The 17,150-nt window shown below is 50.2% G+C and carries 14 protein-coding genes; 2 read left to right on the top strand and 12 right to left on the bottom strand.

The genetic code is table 11. The features are described 5' to 3' along the window. The first annotated feature begins 136 nt into the window (after positions 1 to 136). On the top strand, positions 137 to 1,207 hold the full coding sequence (locus ACY2RR_RS10870; RefSeq protein WP_490108167.1) for a hypothetical protein: 1,071 nt from the start codon (positions 137 to 139) through the stop codon (positions 1,205 to 1,207). A 99-nt stretch (positions 1,208 to 1,306) separates the two neighbouring features. Beyond that, positions 1,307 to 2,428 carry a protein kinase family protein gene (locus ACY2RR_RS10875; RefSeq protein WP_490108168.1) on the top strand — a complete coding sequence of 374 codons (1,122 nt, stop codon included), beginning with the start codon at positions 1,307 to 1,309 and terminating at the stop codon, positions 2,426 to 2,428. A gap of 25 nt (positions 2,429 to 2,453) precedes the next feature. Here the strand turns inward: ACY2RR_RS10875 and ACY2RR_RS10880 are convergent, their stop codons facing one another. The 12 genes from ACY2RR_RS10880 to ACY2RR_RS10935 all read right to left on the bottom strand — a co-directional run bounded on the left by ACY2RR_RS10880 (position 2,454) and on the right by ACY2RR_RS10935 (position 17,025). After that, the gene (locus ACY2RR_RS10880) at positions 2,454 to 3,647 is read right to left on the bottom strand and encodes an O-succinylhomoserine sulfhydrylase (RefSeq protein WP_490108169.1); all 1,194 of its coding nucleotides are present in this window, start codon (positions 3,645 to 3,647) and stop codon (positions 2,454 to 2,456) included. A gap of 89 nt (positions 3,648 to 3,736) precedes the next feature. Further along, complete coding sequence (gene purF, locus ACY2RR_RS10885) at positions 3,737 to 5,248, bottom strand: amidophosphoribosyltransferase (protein ID WP_490108170.1); 1,512 nt, start codon at positions 5,246 to 5,248, stop codon at positions 3,737 to 3,739. A gap of 123 nt (positions 5,249 to 5,371) precedes the next feature. Next, the gene (locus ACY2RR_RS10890) at positions 5,372 to 5,866 is read right to left on the bottom strand and encodes a CvpA family protein (protein ID WP_490108171.1); all 495 of its coding nucleotides are present in this window, start codon (positions 5,864 to 5,866) and stop codon (positions 5,372 to 5,374) included. 103 nt (positions 5,867 to 5,969) lie between these two features. Next, on the bottom strand, positions 5,970 to 6,476 hold the full coding sequence (locus tag ACY2RR_RS10895) for an SPOR domain-containing protein (RefSeq protein ID WP_490108172.1): 507 nt from the start codon (positions 6,474 to 6,476) through the stop codon (positions 5,970 to 5,972). A gap of 165 nt (positions 6,477 to 6,641) precedes the next feature. Then, the gene (locus ACY2RR_RS10900; protein ID WP_490108173.1) at positions 6,642 to 7,967 is read right to left on the bottom strand and encodes a bifunctional folylpolyglutamate synthase/dihydrofolate synthase; all 1,326 of its coding nucleotides are present in this window, start codon (positions 7,965 to 7,967) and stop codon (positions 6,642 to 6,644) included. Between the two features lie 123 nt (positions 7,968 to 8,090). Further along, positions 8,091 to 9,026, bottom strand: a complete 936-nt coding sequence (accD, locus tag ACY2RR_RS10905) for an acetyl-CoA carboxylase, carboxyltransferase subunit beta (RefSeq protein ID WP_490108174.1) — start codon at positions 9,024 to 9,026, stop codon at positions 8,091 to 8,093. An 80-nt stretch (positions 9,027 to 9,106) separates the two neighbouring features. Beyond that, positions 9,107 to 9,934 (bottom strand): tryptophan synthase subunit alpha, encoded by an 828-nt coding sequence (trpA, locus tag ACY2RR_RS10910; protein ID WP_490108175.1) that lies wholly within the window; start codon positions 9,932 to 9,934, stop codon positions 9,107 to 9,109. An 11-nt stretch (positions 9,935 to 9,945) separates the two neighbouring features. Beyond that, positions 9,946 to 11,181, bottom strand: coding sequence for a tryptophan synthase subunit beta (gene trpB / locus ACY2RR_RS10915; protein WP_490108176.1), 1,236 nt, complete (start codon positions 11,179 to 11,181; stop codon positions 9,946 to 9,948). Next, positions 11,171 to 11,815: a phosphoribosylanthranilate isomerase gene (locus tag ACY2RR_RS10920; RefSeq protein ID WP_490108177.1), complete on the bottom strand. Its 645-nt coding sequence runs from the start codon at positions 11,813 to 11,815 to the stop codon at positions 11,171 to 11,173. The genes trpB and ACY2RR_RS10920 overlap by 11 nt, the downstream gene beginning before the upstream one ends. Positions 11,816 to 11,860: 45 nt before the next feature. Beyond that, positions 11,861 to 12,700: a tRNA pseudouridine(38-40) synthase TruA gene (gene truA, locus ACY2RR_RS10925; protein ID WP_490108397.1), complete on the bottom strand. Its 840-nt coding sequence runs from the start codon at positions 12,698 to 12,700 to the stop codon at positions 11,861 to 11,863. 132 nt (positions 12,701 to 12,832) lie between these two features. Then, a complete protein-coding gene (locus ACY2RR_RS10930) occupies positions 12,833 to 15,808 on the bottom strand; it encodes a motility hub landmark protein FimV (RefSeq protein WP_490108178.1) in 2,976 nt (991 codons plus the stop codon). Positions 15,809 to 16,011: 203 nt separating this feature from the next. Next, positions 16,012 to 17,025 carry an Asd/ArgC dimerization domain-containing protein gene (locus ACY2RR_RS10935; RefSeq protein ID WP_490108179.1) on the bottom strand — a complete coding sequence of 338 codons (1,014 nt, stop codon included), beginning with the start codon at positions 17,023 to 17,025 and terminating at the stop codon, positions 16,012 to 16,014. Positions 17,026 to 17,150 lie beyond the last annotated feature (125 nt).

The raw sequence follows: 17,150 nt of genomic DNA on the forward strand, positions 1-17,150 counted from the left end.
AAAATCTGGAAAGTCGCGCATTCTAACCCTGAATAGCCCGCGATGGTATCTCTCTCAACCACAGGTGATGCAGGGGTTTCACCAAACGAATAAGCATTAACAGCCTAAACTGGAAAAAAGCATCAGGGATTATGCAATGAGCAGGATTGGGGATTTCGCAGCCCAAGCGGCTAAAAAGCTATTACAAACCGTTAGGCCAGATAATCAGCCAAGCGCCCCTGTGGTTCAGCAATATAAGCGTCATTCGATTTATGAGCAGACCCAGCCGCGCTTTATGCCGCAGGCACCACAACAAACACCTTCAACACCAAGTCCACAGATGTTGCGGGCCACTGTTATAGAACCCGACCCTTCACTCAGCCTCAAGCAGCCAATGCCCGACTTTTCAGAACTTGATGCTGTTGTGCTAGGGGCTGCACGAAACAAAACCCCCAAACCTCAACCAGAAAAATTCACCGAAACGAAAAACGATTCACCCAAAGTAGAGCCAGATCTTACAACTTCAGAAGCAACAGCCAGCCATGCCTCTCCAACTTCTGTTAAAGAAAAGTCGGTAGAACTCTCCCCCGCTTCGGCGATAAGTCAGCAACAGGGTCAGCAGGGAGTGGAACCAGAACCGTTCGTGCAGTTTCAAAGCACTGGCGATGCTAGTGCAAGTGTTAAGCATGTAGCCTTTACCGACAGTGCCGTAGATGGTGTAGGCAGTGCTGCACCGGAAAACCTTGAAGGCTTTCTGGAGCTACTGAACGGAATGATGAACGGTGAAGATATTTCATCGGAAGATCTTCAGTCCTATATTGCCAATAGCTATCAGGATATTGACGAGCTGCGCCAGGGAGCCAGAGAACTACTTCTCTTTGATAAAGATATTTTTGATTCGGCTTACCCGCTCTTTGATGCCGCAGCCAGCAACCTTATCGCTAACAGTTTGGAGAAAGAGGCGCTGAATATCCTAAGCGCCAGCTGCCCAACAGCCCAGAAATTTGAAAACAAACTGAATGACCTTCTCACTCAGGGCGGTGGAGTAAAAGATCTCACCCGGGATCTCTTGAAAGGGAAATCCGAAGCCGCTGCTGATGCTCGCGCCTGGTGGGGTGAAGGTATGAATCTTAATCAGGTTATACCGCCGCTGGCGGCAAAGCTCCATGCTCAGCTCTCAGATATTAAAGATGAAGCGGCATTTATGTTCTCCACACTGAAACACTAGGATCTGTTAGACATACTGACTCGTTAGTTCCTGCCTGTGAACACCCGCCACCACTCGGAATCTAATTATCACTTATAAGGAAATTCGGACAGGTATGTCATGTCATTTTCGTTGCCACGTTATAGGTCACTTGATCTCTCAAGAAAGCCCTTGGAAGAGTCCCGACTACATCCTCCTGTGGTTAAGAGTGGGGAAGCGCCTCGATTTGCCCACAAACCTGTTTCGTCGGTAGAAAAGAGTCAGGAACCCTTCATCCCTGAAAGAAAGCGAAAAAGAACAGAAGATGTCATCCGGCAACCATTGGAAGAATCACCGCCGAAGCGCATAAATAAAATCACTATCAATATTATTCCGGTACCAACATGGCTGGGAGAGTTAACGGTTCATGAAGAACTTGGGAAAGGAGAATACGGCAGTGTTTACAGCGTTACGGCAAAAAATGGAAATGCTGCGCTAAAAACCTGGGGGGAGCTAGACCACCATGGAAAAATTACTGGTGGAAATATGGCCACCGGCCCCAGGATTCTGGCAGATGAAGCCAAGGTACATAGTCAGCTGAGTCATCCCAATATTATCGCTTTCCAACATGTATACTGGCAGCCATCAGGCGAAGGCATGTATTGCGATGGCATTGTGATGGAGCGAGGTCTGGAAGATTTGCGTCATCCTCTCTCACGATCAGTAAAGCTGAGCAAAGAACAAGTTCGGGTATGGGCTCATGACATTCTCTCAGGTCTCAACTATCTCCACAGCAAAGGTTATGTACACAGGGACTTACGCCCGGGAAATGTTATCCTGAGCTTCGATGGGCATCTGAAAATTGCAGATTATGGTTATGTCCTGGCTTTGAAACCAGGGGATATGCAGACATACGATGGTATGTTGAACGACGTTAACTATCGAGCCCCGGAAAATAAAAACCAATTCTGCTATGGGTTAGTCAATGCAGACGGCAGGTGTTGCTACGACCACGGTGTCGATGTTTATGCTGCCGGCCTGATAATCTCGGAAATGTTAAAAAAAGCTGGAGATGACCCGGAACTGGAAGATATTGCCGCCCTTGCCAAAACCCAGAAAGCATCAGCCAGGCCAACGGCGGAAAAACTACTGACTCTTCTTGAGGAGACAGACCCAACCCTTAGCCCCGCAGTGGAGACAATTGGGCCTGTCAGACACAAAACCGAATTTAGGCAGTTCAAACGCGTTAGCTTGATAGCTTAATCAACTGGCCAGCTCTGACAGAAAATCAGAGCTGAGACAATCCTCTTTCAAGATCTGCCTTCAAGTCTTCAACATTCTCAAGGCCTGCAGCGATACGAATCAACCCCTCAGCAATACCAGCTTTTTGCTTATCTTCATCACTTAAGCGGCAATGGGTTGTTGATGCTGGATGGGTGATCGTTGTCCGGGTATCACCAAGGTTTGCCGTGCGGGAAATAATCTGAACACTGTCAATCACCTTCCAGGCTTTTTCACGATCACCCTCAACTTCAAAAGACAGTACGCCGCCGTATCCCTGCTGTTGCTTACGAGCCAGAGCTGCACCGGGATGATGAGGTAAACCACAATAATGTACATCAACCACCTTCGGATGTTCAGCCAGCCACCAGGCCAATTGCTGGGCATTACGACAGTGAGCATCCATACGCAGTTTCAGGGTTTCCAAACCTTTCAGAAGAACCCAGGCATTAAACGGGCTTAAGCTGGCACCAGCCGCACGCTGCCAGAGGTGAATAGGTTGAATCAACTCTTTGCTGCCCAGAGCAATACCGCCCATACAACGTCCCTGGCCGTCTATGAACTTGGTGGCAGAGTGCATCACAATATCTGCGCCCCAGGCCAATGGCTGCTGAAGAGCTGGAGTACAGAAACAGTTATCAACCACGAACAATGCATCGCCTTCGTGGGCAATAGCAGCAATGGCTTCCAGATCTGCGACCTCACACAGAGGGTTGGAAGGTGTCTCCAGAAACAGCATTTTTGTTTCCAGCTTCATAGCGGCCTGCCATTGATCAAGGTCAGTAAGTTCTACAAAAGTACAGGTCACACCAAACTGGGCCAGTGTTTTGCCAAAAATGGTAACTGTTGTGCCGAACACACTGCGGGAGCAAATCACATGATCACCGGCTTTCAGATGCGCCATGCAGATGCCCAGAATGGCGGCCATTCCAGAACCAGTTGCGCAGCCTTCTTCCGCACCTTCGAGCGCCATCATTCGCTCTTCAAACATACGAACGCTGGGGTTGGTATAACGCGAATAGACATTACCCTCTTCATCCCCGGCGAAAACTGCTGCGGCCTGAGCAGCAGATTCATAGGTGAAGCTGGAGGTCAGGTAAATCGCTTCACTGTGTTCCCGTTCAGGTGAGCGCACAGTTCCGGCACGAACAGACAGGGTTTCAAAGGAAGCAGATTCAGGTAGCTCTTGCCGGTTTTTCATTCTGGTTATCTCTATACAAAAATGCAGCATCAGTATCTCTGATGCTGCACATTAACACACGAAAAAATAATTATTTAAAAGAGCACTGATCAAGCTGTCTGGTTATAAACATCAATCACAGAATCATCTTTGGAACTGGCGGTTTTCGCAGCATCATTGCGGGACATAGCCAGCTGGTTCAAATAAGCCTCATCGACATCCCCGGCCAGATACTTGCCATCAAAGACAGCACAGTCAAACTCTTTGATCGTCGGATTACCCACTTGAACAGATTCCACCAAATCATGGAGTTCCTGATAGAACAGCTTATCAGCACCAATCAATTCGGCGATTTCAGGCACAGTCCGGCCATGAGCAATCAGTTCATGAGCAACAGGCATATCAATGCCGTAAACGTTGGGATGACGCACTTCCGGAGCCGCAGAACTGAAGTAAACATTCTTCGCCCCCGCTTCCCGCGCCATCTCAATAATCTGGCTGCATGTGGTACCACGAACAATGGAATCGTCAACCAGCATCACATTCTTGCCTTTGAATTCCAGAGCAATGGCGTTGAGCTTTTGCTTAACTGATTTCTTACGTTCTGTCTGGCCGGGCATAATAAAGGTGCGACCGATGTAGCGGTTTTTCACAAAACCTTCTCGGTAATTCACACCCAGATATTTTGCCATTTCCATTGCGGCCGGGCGGCTACTGTCCGGAATCGGCATTACCACATCAATATCATGGTCAGGCCATTCCTTGAGCACCTTCTCTGCTAGCTTCTGCCCCATACGCAGACGGGACTTATACACGGAAACCCCATCGATAATAGAATCCGGGCGGGCAAAGTACACATACTCAAAAATACAGGGGGTCAATTGACTGGTTTCCGTGCACATCTGGGTGTGAACTTCACCTTCGGGAGAAATCAGAATGGCTTCACCGGGCAGAATATCCCGCACAGGTTCGAAACCCAGTGCGCTCAGGGCCACGGATTCAGAGGCAATCATAAACTCCGGACCTTCCGGCGTTTCACGGCGACCATAAATCAACGGGCGAATACCATGAGGATCGCGGAAACCAACCAGCCCATGACCATTCACCAGTGCCACGACTGCATAACCGCCCTGGCATCTCTGTAACACCCGGCTTATCGCGGTAAAGAAATGCTCTGGCTGTGGCTGCAACTGCCCCTGTTCATGAAGTTCATGGGCAAAAACATTCAGCAGGATTTCAGAGTCAGAACTGGTGTTGATATGCCGCAGCTGGGTGCGATACATCTCTTCTTTAATGTCCTGAGCGTTGGTGAGGTTTCCGTTATGGGCGAGAGCGATGCCATAAGGTGAGTTTACGAAGAAAGGCTGGGCTTCAGCAGAGCTGGAACTGCCTGCTGTGGGATAGCGCACGTGGCCAATCCCGATATTGCCCTGGAGGAGTTTCATGTGACGCGTGTGAAACACATCCCTGACCAGACCATTATCCTTGCGAAGATGAAACCGCCCTTCATGGCAGGTCATCATCCCCGCTGCATCCTGGCCCCTGTGCTGCAAAACCGTCAGTGCATCATAGAGCACCTGATTAATCGGGCTAGCTGCAGAAATCCCGACAATACCACACATGCGTCCATATACCTCATATAGTCAGCAATTCCAGTCCAGGATTGCTTTTTCTTAATCGGGGTACAGTGGGTGCTGCACCCCAGCGACGAAACCTTCTGGATATGAGTTTATAGGGCTGTTGCCTTAACGGACAAACAGCGGAGCCAGAGTATCCATGGCCAGACCTTTTACCCATTCAGAGACAATTTCAAAATGTGGAACAAGTGTGGACGTTGCCCACCAGTTATCCTGCTGCACCGGCATATACTCAGCAATGCCAACCAGCATAGTCACCAGCAGAACCCCACGCAGGGCACCAAAAACCATGCCCAGGGCACGGTCAGTTCCTGATAACCCGGTTACTTCAACAAGTTTACCGATAACGGTATTAATAATGCCGCCGGTTAATAACGTGGCAACAAATAACAGACCGGCAGCGGCAATGGTTCGTAACGAGGGAGTAGAAATGTATTCTTCAAACATCAGCGCCAGGCTGCCACTGAACAGCCAGGCAATAACGACAGCGGCTACCCAGGTAACCAGAGACAATACTTCTTTAAAAAAACCACGGGACAGGCTGATCAGTGCGGAGATCACAACAACAGCCACTATGGCCCAGTCAACCCAGATCAAGTTCATGAAATCGCAAAACTCGCTTCTGTTCACATAAGGTCAGTATTCGGGCGGGAATTCTAACAGTATTCCCGTACTATAGTCAGGCTCTTGTTTTCTGAATATGTATTCAGGGTACAAATCTCACTACCATTCCTTTCAGACTGTAATCCTTCTCAATATTATTTCGCAGTTCCAGTATCTTTTCTTTACGAAGATCTGGTCCTACGTAAACCCTGTACAAGGTACGCCCCTTGGAGCCTTTGGATTCACGGGTATAGGCGTGAAAACCATCGGTTCTTAGCCGGTCCTGAAGCTGTACAGCATTCAGCTGCTTTGAGAATGCGGCCAGCTGGAGGCTCCAGCTGACAGGCAACTGCTCTTTATCCAGAGAAGGCCTTTCTTCCGGAGCGGCTGGTGGTGCCGGAGAAAAATCAGCCGGTTCCGGCGGTACTTCCATAGGGATATCAAGTCGCTCGACATATTTGGGAATTTCCGGAGCCTCTGGTGGCTCAGGTATTGTCAGAACCATATCCTCATCTTCAAACCCACCACTGAACAGCAGCGGGTAAAGAATAACAATTGAAGCGACCAGAACCAGTGCACCGGTCAGGCGCTGTTTGCGCTTATGATCCATATTGGCATTCCTTGTTCCCCGGCTGCTTTGCTAAAACGCCCTCTTTCGAAGGCTTTGCAGACATCAGCCGAATGAACCCCATAAAACAAATATAAACAGATACTAACCGGCCAGATGGCAGACTGTCGATTATCCATGATTCTCAGACATAATTTCTGAGAGCAGTTATGCCCGGCCGCGCAAAAATGAGAGAGATTCTCCAACCGTGTGGAATGACCCCAGCACAACAATATGATCACCAGCCTGTGAACTCTCAAGAGCTGTGCTCAAAGCAGCCTCAACGCCCCCATAGCTGGTAACAGATTCACCAAGGCGAACCAGTTCATCCGCTAGGTCCACACCTGTACGGGCCCTGGCAGCATAGCCAACTGTTGCCGTATACCACTGGCGAAAACATCCTTTCAGTGGCTCCAGCACGCCGCTCATATCCTTGTCGTCCAGCATTCCCAGAACAGCCACTGGTGCACTTTCACCTAAAGCTTTAACCCGTTCAGCAAGAAAACGTGCAGCCTGAGGATTATGGGCAACATCAAGCATGACAGTGACCGGCTCACCCTGATGATTAGTTGTCTTCACCATCTGGCAGCGTCCGGCCAGTTGAGCTTCCGCCAAACCTTTACGGATACAGTCATCAGTTAAATCCGGGAACAGCCAGATCAGTGCCTGCAACGCACAGACCACACTGGTTAATGGCAAAGAAGGTACAGGCAGGTTTTCTATCGTTCTCTGACTTCCACCTTCGCATTGGCCATGAAAGCTCATAACATCATCTGCAATGGAAACCTGAAAAACCTGAGATTCCCGGAGTTCAATAGCTTGAATGTTTTTAATATGTTCCAACAGGGAATTCGCAGGCTGTGCCTCACCACAAATCGCTGGCCTGCCAGAGCGGAATATTCCCGCCTTCTCACGGGCTATTTTTTCGATGGTGTCTCCCAGCCATGCTTGGTGGTCGAGATCGACAGTGGTCACGATGGAAACATCCGCATCAACAATATTAACGGCGTCGAGCCTGCCACCCAGCCCCACTTCAAGCAGAATAACGTCCACCTGTTCCCGAACGAAAATATCCAGTGCCGCCAGTGCGCCAAACTCAAAGTAACTAAGGAAGTCCTCACCACGCAGTTTTTCTATACGGGAAAAGGAATCACAGATCGCCTGATCCGCCACCATTTCGCCATCAACACAGATGCGCTCATTGAAAACTTCCAGATGAGGAGAGGTCCATGCTCCGGCGCGAATGCCGGCAGATTTCAGCACAGAGGCCAAAGTAGCAACGGTACTGCCTTTGCCATTTGTGCCAGCCACAGTAATAACTTTTACCGGGCGGTTGTCAGAGTAAAACGATGCAGGAAGAAGTTTTTTGGCCGCACGGTCGGCACGCTCAAGGCCAAGCACCATTTCATGCTCGGGACGTCGGGCTTCTAAAAAGCCCAGCCAGGAAGAAAGGCTGTTGGGATTGTCCGGAAAAGATGTGGAGAAGGCGTTCATCACTGCATTGCTGACCGGTTAGAAAATTCAACCATTAAGTACAGTGAAAGCGCAATTATTTCAAGCAATTATCAGTGAAAGCTGCAACAGGTTCTGTAGCCTTCACTGATAATTGGTAAAACATCAAGACGGAATTTCGGTCTCATCGAAATCACTATCAGGTTCTTCTGACAGCGCAACCGGCTCCTCAACTTCAGGATGAAGATGCCCAATCATACGACGCAGGCTACGTGCTAGTGTCGCCTTCAGCTTATGGCGATGAACAATCATATCCACCTGACCATGTTCCAGAAGAAACTCACTGCGCTGGAAGCCTTCCGGCAGTTTTTCACGAACAGTCTGTTCGATAACACGGGGGCCGGCAAAACCGACCAGCGCACGAGGCTCGCCAATATTCAGGTCACCCAACATGGCGAGACTGGCAGAAACACCACCGTAAACAGGGTCAGTCAAAACTGAGATGTAGGGAATTCCGGCTTGCTTTAAACGCTCAAGCACAGCACTGGTTCGGGCCATCTGCATCAGGGAGAACAAAGCTTCCTGCATACGGGCACCACCACTGGCAGAGAAGCAAACCAGAGGAATGCGATGTTCGAGGCAGTACTCACCAGCGCGAACAAACTTCTCACCCACAATGGTTCCCATTGAACCGCCCATAAAGGCAAATTCAAAAGCCACAGCAACAATTTCGATATCTTCAATATTGCCGCGCATGCATACCAAAGCATCCTTCTCGCCAGTGGCCTTTTGAGCCTGACTCAGACGATCACGATACTTTTTACTGTCTTTAAACTTCAGCCGGTCTACTGGCTCAAGTTCGGTAAACATCTCTTCCCGGCCCTCTTCCTCCAGCAGCCGCTCCAGGCGCTGACGGGCAGGTACACGCATGTGGTGTTCACATTTCGGGCAGACATCCTGATTACGTTCAAGTTCGGGACGATAAAGAACCGACTCACACTTAACGCATTTCTTCCAGAGTCCTTCCGGAACACTGCTTTTCCCCGGTTTAGTAGACCGGGACAGTGAAGGAACAAGTTTATCCAGCCAACTGCCACTCATGACGCTTTCCAGTTGCACATTCGAGTTAATCCCCCAACCAACCTTTCCCGTGCCCGAAAAAGGCTGATCAGGGAAAAGAGTTACTGATCCATGGCGGTTCGCATTTCGGTTAAGCAAGCTGCAACAGCAGCCCGCCCGGCAGCGAGGTCTTCATGGGCCGCCAGCTCTTTCACCAGCGCAGTTCCCACAATGACCGCATCCGCTGTTTTGCTGATAGCAGCTGCAGATGCACCGTCACGTATACCAAATCCAACACACACCGGCAGATCCGTGAACGTCTTGATATGTTCAACACGGCTCTGTACCTCGTCGGTATCGAGGTTTCCGGCCCCTGTCACTCCCTTGAGTGACACGTAGTATATGTATCCGCCAGCCACTGAGCAGATGTTCTGAATACGCTCATCCACAGTATTTGGCGATACCAGGAAGACTGTTTCCAGTCCTTCCTTATACAGAGGGTCCAACAGTGTTTTTGCATCTTCCGGCGGAATATCCACCGCCAGTAATGCATCAACACCGGCTTCTGCCGCTCTGCGGGCAAATGTCTCATAGCCCATGATTTCAATAGGATTCAAATATCCCATCAGGGCAATCGGAGTTACATTATCCTTTTTCCTGAACTCCGCGACCATTGACAGAACGTCAGCAAGTGTAACGCCATGTGACACAGCGCGCTGGTGAGCCAGCTCAATCACTGGCCCATCAGCAACAGGGTCAGAGAAAGGAATACCCAATTCTATAATGTCCGCGCCAGCTTCTACCATGGAGTGAAGCAGCGGCACAGTGGCTTCAGGACCAGGATCACCGGCTGTTACATAAGGGATCAAACCCTTGCGCCCTTCACTCTCCAATCGGGAGAAACAGGCTGCAATTCGCTTGGTCTCCGGAGTTGTTTGTATTGCCGTCATTGTCAGCCTCCTTACAAAGTAATGCCGTCAATGGCAGCAACAGTATGCATATCCTTATCACCACGACCGGACAGATTCACAATAATGCTCTGATCCGGAGACATGGTGGGAGCCAGCTTGGTGACATAAGCCAGAGCATGGCTGCTTTCCAGCGCGGGAATAATACCCTCATAAAGAGTCAGATCATGGAATGCCTGCAGGGCTTCATCATCTGTGGCATATGGGTATTCAGCCCGGCCAATTTCATGCAACCATGCATGCTCAGGACCAACTCCCGGATAATCCAGGCCAGCCGATACGGAATGGCTTTCAATAATCTGGCCTGCGTCATCACACATAATGTGAGTACGGTTACCCTGCAAAACACCCTTACGGCCATCACTGAAGCGCGCCGCATGCTTGCCGGATTCCACACCAAGACCACCGGCTTCCACACCGTAAATCTTCACGTCTTTATCATCAATAAATTCGCTGAACAGCCCCATGGCATTGGAACCACCACCTACGCAGGCGACAAGAGCGTCAGGAAGTTTTCCGGTCATATCCAGAATCTGGCGACGGGCTTCACGGCCAATAATGCTCTGAAATGTGCGCACCATCTGCGGATAAGGGTGCGGACCACACACTGTACCCAGCAGGTAGAAAGTATTATCTACGTTGGTCACCCAGTCACGGAGGGTGGCGTTGATGGAGTCTTTCAGGGTCTGAGAACCATTAGTCACTGGTACAACTTTGGCACCCAACAGTTTCATGCGATATACGTTGGCAGACTGACGCTCAACGTCTTTCGCTCCCATATACACAACACACTCCAATCCTAAACGGGCACAAACTGTTGCCGTGGCCACACCATGCTGACCGGCTCCGGTTTCAGCAATAATGCGGGTTTTGCCCATACGCTTGGCCAGCAGAATCTGACCAACAGCATGGTTAATTTTGTGAGCACCTGTATGGTTGAGGTCTTCACGCTTAAGATAAACTTGGGCACCGCCGAGCATACGGGACCATCGTTCAGCATGATAGAGAGGGGATGGGCGACCAACATAGTGGGCCAGATCCCGGTCAAATTCTTCCATAAATTCAGGATCAGCAACGTACTTATTAAAAGCTTCGCTGAGTTCCTGAACTGCGGGCATCAGGGTTTCGGGAATAAACTGACCACCGAAATCTCCAAAATAGCCGCGCGCGTCAGGCTGGCAGTAAGGCTGCCCGCCATTTTTCATTGTCCCGTTATCTCTATCGGACATTGTTGACCTCTTCCATAAACTCCCGAATGAGAGTTTCATCTTTTTTCCCCCGGGAACTTTCAACGCCGCTCGAAACATCGATAGCCCAGGGCTGAACAGTGGCAATTGCGTCTGCCACGTTGGCAGGAGAGAGCCCTCCCGCCAAAATTAAAGGTTGCTTAAGATGCTTAGGAAAGCGATCCCAGTCAAAGGCTTCTCCGGTGCCACCATAAACACCCGGAGTGTAGGAATCCAGCAGAAATGCCGAGGCTTGTGGCCATTGTTCCAGTTCTGAGGCGACATCACTGTCATCCCGCACCCGAACGGCTTTAATCCACGGCAGCCCCCAACGCTGGCAAAAATCATTGGATTCATCACCATGAAACTGCAGGGCATCAAGCTCAACTGTTCGCAAAACCTCTTCCAGGAATTGTGGCTCAGGATTTACAAACACGCCTGTACGGGTTACCTGTCCGGCAACCGCAGACGACAGTAGTCTGCCTTCATCAAGGGTAAGGTTTCGTGGGCTGGGCTGATAAAACATGAAACCCACAGCGTCAGCACCACATTCCGCAGCAACAACAGCATGTGCAGGTTCACGCAAGCCACAGATTTTAACGTGCACTCGGTTGTCAGAACTGCTATCAAACAACATTAAAACCACTCCACCCTTTTGCTTTTAGCAGTCCCTGCTGGTGAGTTAAACCAGCAGTGGTCCAACAAAGGAAGGCCCTAAAGGCTCTTCTGGTAAATCGAATTCTTCAGGATACACAACATCGACAAAGTACAGCCCCCATGGTGGTGCCGTCACTCCGCCTGCGCTGCGGTCCAGGGCTTCTAACACATCTTTCGCCCAATCTGGTTCACGTTTCCCGGAACCTATCGCCATGAGTACACCGGCAATATTGCGGATCATATGATGCAAGAAGGCATTCGCTTTTACATCCATTACGATCAAATCACCAAATCGGTGCAGCTGCAGATGCTCGATTGTTCTTACCGGGTTCTTGGCCTGGCACTGCACCGCACGATAGGAGGTAAAGTCATGCTGACCGACAAGATGTGCTGCCGCAGCCCGCATTCTCTCAATATCAAGTGGACGGTAGTTCCAGGTAAGCCCCCGGCTAAGATGTGCTGGCCGGATAGGGTTATTGTATATCACGTAGCGGTATCGTCTTGCCAGTGCTGAAAACCTGGCATGGAAATCTTTTGAGACGGGTTTGACCCAACGCACAGCTATGGAGTCTGGCAAATTGGTGTTGGAACCATAAACCCAGCCACGCTCACTGCGCACAGCGGTGGTATCAAAATGGATAATCTGCCGACTACCATGAACACCGGCATCAGTTCTCCCGGCACAGACAACAGACACCGTATGATTGGCAACCTTGCCAATGGCTTTTTCAACCGCAGCCTGAATGGTAGGCAGGCCACTCTTCAGCGATTGCCAACCATGGTAGGCTGAACCATCATATTCGACACAGGCAGCAAACCGGTACGTCTCTGGAGCAGCTTCATCAGAGACACCGGTGTCTACCATTACTTCATTCTCTGGTGTTTCACTCAACGGTCTTTCACCTAATAAGCTGTTCATCCAACGCCTGAGGCGTGAACGAACAGACATAAAAAAGGCCGGTATCATATACCAGCCTTTTTCTGACAGGAAAGAGAATTAGCTGCCGATCTTCTCAATCAACCCTTTCGCTTCTTCCTGCTGGGCATCACTTCCCTCTCGAACAACTTCATCCAGAATATCCTTGGCACCTTCTTCATCGCCCATTTCCATATAAGCGCGGGCCAGATCAAGCTTGGTTGCTGTTTCATCGGTATCGTCAAGGAAGGAGAACTCATCTTCCATCTGACCCAGATCACCGGCAGCATCGGAATCAGTAATTCCCGCCAGCGCAGCATCAAGCTGTTCAGAAACAGCATCAGTTGTTGCCTGATTAACAGCTGCCTCTTCCTTCACTTCTGGATGAATCGCTGACTCTTCAGGCTGAGAAGACTCACCGGAAGTCGATTCAGGCGCCATACCTTCTTTAACAGCGGCATCATCAAGATCAAAGTCTGCAGAAAGGTCTGCAAGCTCAGCATCCAGCTGCTCAAGCTCAGTATCGAAGTCCAGATCTTCAGCTGGTTGAGAAGCTGGAGCTGCTGCTTCCTCAACTGGCGTTTCTTCCAGCGCTATATCATCGAGAGATAATTCATCTTCGATTTCCAGAGTTGGTTCGCTTTCAGTTTCAGCTATCACCTCTTCAACTTCAGGCTGTGCAACTTCCACTTCTTCGAAGTCGAGACCAGCATCCAGTTCAAGATCCTGAAGCTCAGGTAACTCTTCCTGCTTTTCAGCGCCTTCTGGAGTTTCGTCAGTATCAAGAGAGTCGAAGTCCAGATCAAAATCTTCCAAGCCCGCTTCGCCTGCACTTTCTCCAGGAGCTGTTTCAACTTCTGCAACTGCATCAGAGACTTGCTCAGGCTCGCTTTCAACTACTGGCTCAGGTTGCTGGCCAGCATCGGCTGCGCCATCAAAATCATCCAGATCAAATTCCAACCCGGTATCGAACTCTTCGCCACCAAGGTCGAGATCAAAGTCATCAACATCGGGAGCTTCATCTTCTACTTTTTGCGCCGGAACTGGCTCTTCTGCTGCGACAGTCTCAGCTGCAGCCTGAACAGGTTCGGGTTCAGAGGTTGCTGGCTCTAGGGCTCCGGCAGGGAAACGGGTACGCAGTTCACTGGCCCGGTTAAGCCCTTCACTGCTTCCCATATTTTCCAGCGCCTTTTCCTGCTCAAGGAAGCCCTGAACGTTCTGGCTATCTGCCATAACTTCCATCAGCTTAATGCGCAGATCAGCCCTTTGCGGAGACCCAGAGATCGCAGTGGACAGCAACTCGGTCGCCTGTTCGAGGCGACCGTAAGCAATATAAATATCCGCTTCACCCAGTGGATCGGCAGACTGAGCCTGCTCACTGGCAGGCTCATCAAACAGTTCCTTATCGATATCAAGGTCAGGAGTTTCTGCAGACTCTTCAGATGTAGATTCCTTCTGCTCAGAATCCTGAGAAGCAAAGATATCTTCTACCTCTGGCAAATCTTCCAGATCATCGGAAGCAGACTCGGAAACCATTTCTTCGTCTTCATCTTCTGCCTGCTGTCTACGACGTCGAGCCAGCAGTGCCACAGCCGCAAGAATCAGAACCAGAGCACCGCCACCGGCTGCCAGATACATCTGATTCTTCATAACAAGATTCATCAGACCTTCAGGTGACATGAGATCTGGTTCAGGGTCCGCAACTGGCGCACCACCAAATGCTGACTCAACCGGGTCGACCTGGGCCGGGCTGGGAGAAGAATTCCCTCCAGCTGGAGTTACAGGAGGTGCAACATTCCCACTGGTAGATTTATCGAGCTCTTCAACTTCGTAATAGTTGTAGTCAATCTCTTCTTCGAGCTCTGGCTGTACTGCTGCTTGTTGCTGGGCAGCCTGCACCTGCTGATCCAGAAGCTGGACAGCCGTCAGCTCATCATTTTTGAGAACAACCAGCTTTTCGAGAGATTTAATCTGACCTTCCAGCTCCTTGAGACGGTCTTTCAGGTCAGTATTTTCCCTGGTCAGGGTATCCAGCTGTTCCTGATTAACAGAGATTGCAGTTTCAAGCGCGCGGGTAGCCACAGCGTTCTGGCCACCACCCTGGTCAGAGGCGTCTTCTGCTGAGTTTTGAACCCCGGCGGTTACGATATTCAGACGATCCTGTTCGATAGTTCCGCGAGCGGTTTCCACCACCTCGGTTTTACGGGTAGCATCAACCTGTACCCTTCCCGAACCTTGCTGCCACTGACGATTCTGCTCAGTGACCGTACGGTTTGCTGTCGCACCATCGAGAGCATCAATAGCTGCCCGGTCAGGAATACTCAGCAGAGAGCCCTGTTTCAGCAGATTAATGTTGCCATTGATAAACGCGGAAGGGTTTTCAGACTGTAGTGCTGCCATCATTCGAACAGGCGTAACATCCCGACCTGGACGGGTGCGTAAAGCAACTTCCCAGAGAGTATCACCTTGTTTGACCCGATAAGTTTCAGGGGATCTGCTGTTCTCAGGAGAAGAAGTTGGTACAGCACTTCCAGAAACTGGTGCTGTAACAACCGGCCGCTTCACCGGCTTTACCGGAGCAGGGGCTGGCACTGGCTTTGGAACATTAATGGCTTTGGGAGTGGCTGAGGCAGCGACAACCTCATTACTAAAGGATGGAGGGTCAAGGAGAAGTGTGTATTCCCGCAACAACCGGCCATCCGGCCAGTGAACTTCCATCAAAAAGTTAAGGTAAGGTTCAACGACAGGCTTGCGACTGGTCACCCGTACATAGGCCGTGCCGTCTTCTCTCTTTATGGTTCTAAATCGTAGTTCCGATAGAAAGTAAGGGCGTTCAACACCTGCACGCTCAAAGTCTTCACGGGTTGCCATACTAGGCAAGACTTCCCCCTGAGTCAGATCCCGTACCTGAACAAGTTCAATTTCTGCATCAAGAGGCTGATTCAATGCAGAGTTAAGTCGGATATCACCGAGACCAAGCCCATAAGCGGCGCTGGTTCCAAGCGTACCAGTTACGCTACCAGCTATGGCAATGGCTGCGGCGAGCTTACGTAACATATATCCTCTATCCTTTCTTTTTATTTGCGCGGTACGAATCAGGCGGAAGCAGAAAAAAATACTACCGTCAGAACCATTGCATTATACAGATAGCCCTGCGCTGATCTTTAGCTATCCGGACACTGCTTCAGTGTCACACTGCGGATACAAGGGTGCCGTCGTATTGGGACAGCACCCACTAATTATAATTACATGTTAAGTTATCACTGCAGAAACTCTGTAATCAACCACTGATAGAGTTGTACGGCTCCTGAAGCACTTCCGGAACGGGCATTATCAGACACAATCCACATATTCAGAACATTTTCCTGGGCCTCTGATGACCCAAGCCCGCAAATGTGAATCAGACGACGCTGCTCATCATCAGCACCGACCAGAGAGACTGGTGTAAATGCCTCTTCAGGATCTGCAGCAACTTTAACTGACGGAATACCCTCGAGAGCCTCCCAAACTTCGCTGACGCCAACGGCCCAATCCAGGGATACAGACAGATGAATAGCCTGCCCATAAAAAACGGAACCTACCATACTGCTGACATGAACAGGCAAGCCTTCATGTCCAGATAAGGTAACCAGTTCATGGGCAGCTGTCGTCGCATCGCCACAATTTCCATTCAGGGATGGCAGAACATTAAAGGCAACCTGCTCAGAAAACGCAGAATGTTCTGCTGGCAAACCATTCAGCAGACGGCTGGTTTGTGCCGCCAACTCACTCACACCATCCTTACCAGCACTGCTCACTGACAGGCAGCAGGACATATCTACCCGGCCAATATCTCCCAGCTGGCGTAATGCCCGCAACACAGGAGCCACAGCCATAGCAATATCACCAGGAATGGCTACAACACCATTTTGCTGGAGGGTCATCAGCGCTTCAGGGTTTACATCCGGGTGTACCAGGGACACATAATCCTGACTGCGGCTAAAGGAAGTCGCATCAAGAACCATCGCTCCGGCAGAACCAGCCATATTAATTGCAGCTTCCGCCAGCTCAGCATCACCGGCACAGATAACGATTTGCCCACCCTGAAACTGAGTTTCAGTCAGCGCCTGAACAGGCAGGCTATGACTACCCATGCTGACCGTTGTTTCCGCATCAGGCTCTGACGCGATTGCTACCACCTTTTCAGGTGTCAGCTCTAAAGCTCCGAGCATGGAAAGAACGGATTCACCGACAAAGGTATCTGCTCCGACCAGAGCGAGAGGTGTATCAGACATAAATAATAAGCTTTAAACAGGAAAACTGGCGCAACTGTATAGGGAGACCGAAGCCTTTGCAAAACCCGAAAGAAGAGAAAGGCTGCCAGTTTTCTGCCGATAGCTAATACAATATCGCTATTGAG

The sequence above is a fragment of the Parendozoicomonas sp. 2304DJ65-17 genome, from assembly GCF_058148445.1.

Bases quoted from the DNA above. Each gene is read 5' to 3' on its own strand.
- ACY2RR_RS10870 (WP_490108167.1), top strand. From the start codon at position 137: ATGAGCAGGATTGGGGATTTCGCAGCCCAAGCGGCTAAAAAGCTATTA.
- trpB (WP_490108176.1), bottom strand. From the start codon at position 11,181: ATGTCCGATAGAGATAACGGGACAATGAAAAATGGCGGGCAGCCTTAC.
- ACY2RR_RS10930 (WP_490108178.1), bottom strand. From the start codon at position 15,808: ATGTTACGTAAGCTCGCCGCAGCCATTGCCATAGCTGGTAGCGTAACT.
- ACY2RR_RS10895 (WP_490108172.1), bottom strand. From the start codon at position 6,476: ATGGATCATAAGCGCAAACAGCGCCTGACCGGTGCACTGGTTCTGGTC.
- ACY2RR_RS10880 (WP_490108169.1), bottom strand. From the start codon at position 3,647: ATGAAAAACCGGCAAGAGCTACCTGAATCTGCTTCCTTTGAAACCCTG.
- ACY2RR_RS10935 (WP_490108179.1), bottom strand. From the start codon at position 17,025: ATGTCTGATACACCTCTCGCTCTGGTCGGAGCAGATACCTTTGTCGGT.
- purF (WP_490108170.1), bottom strand. From the start codon at position 5,248: ATGTGTGGTATTGTCGGGATTTCTGCAGCTAGCCCGATTAATCAGGTG.
- truA (WP_490108397.1), bottom strand. From the start codon at position 12,700: ATGGTAGACACCGGTGTCTCTGATGAAGCTGCTCCAGAGACGTACCGG.
- ACY2RR_RS10875 (WP_490108168.1), top strand. From the start codon at position 1,307: ATGTCATTTTCGTTGCCACGTTATAGGTCACTTGATCTCTCAAGAAAG.
- ACY2RR_RS10900 (WP_490108173.1), bottom strand. From the start codon at position 7,967: ATGAACGCCTTCTCCACATCTTTTCCGGACAATCCCAACAGCCTTTCT.
- ACY2RR_RS10890 (WP_490108171.1), bottom strand. From the start codon at position 5,866: ATGAACTTGATCTGGGTTGACTGGGCCATAGTGGCTGTTGTTGTGATC.
- ACY2RR_RS10920 (WP_490108177.1), bottom strand. From the start codon at position 11,815: ATGTTGTTTGATAGCAGTTCTGACAACCGAGTGCACGTTAAAATCTGT.
- accD (WP_490108174.1), bottom strand. From the start codon at position 9,026: ATGAGTGGCAGTTGGCTGGATAAACTTGTTCCTTCACTGTCCCGGTCT.
- trpA (WP_490108175.1), bottom strand. From the start codon at position 9,934: ATGACGGCAATACAAACAACTCCGGAGACCAAGCGAATTGCAGCCTGT.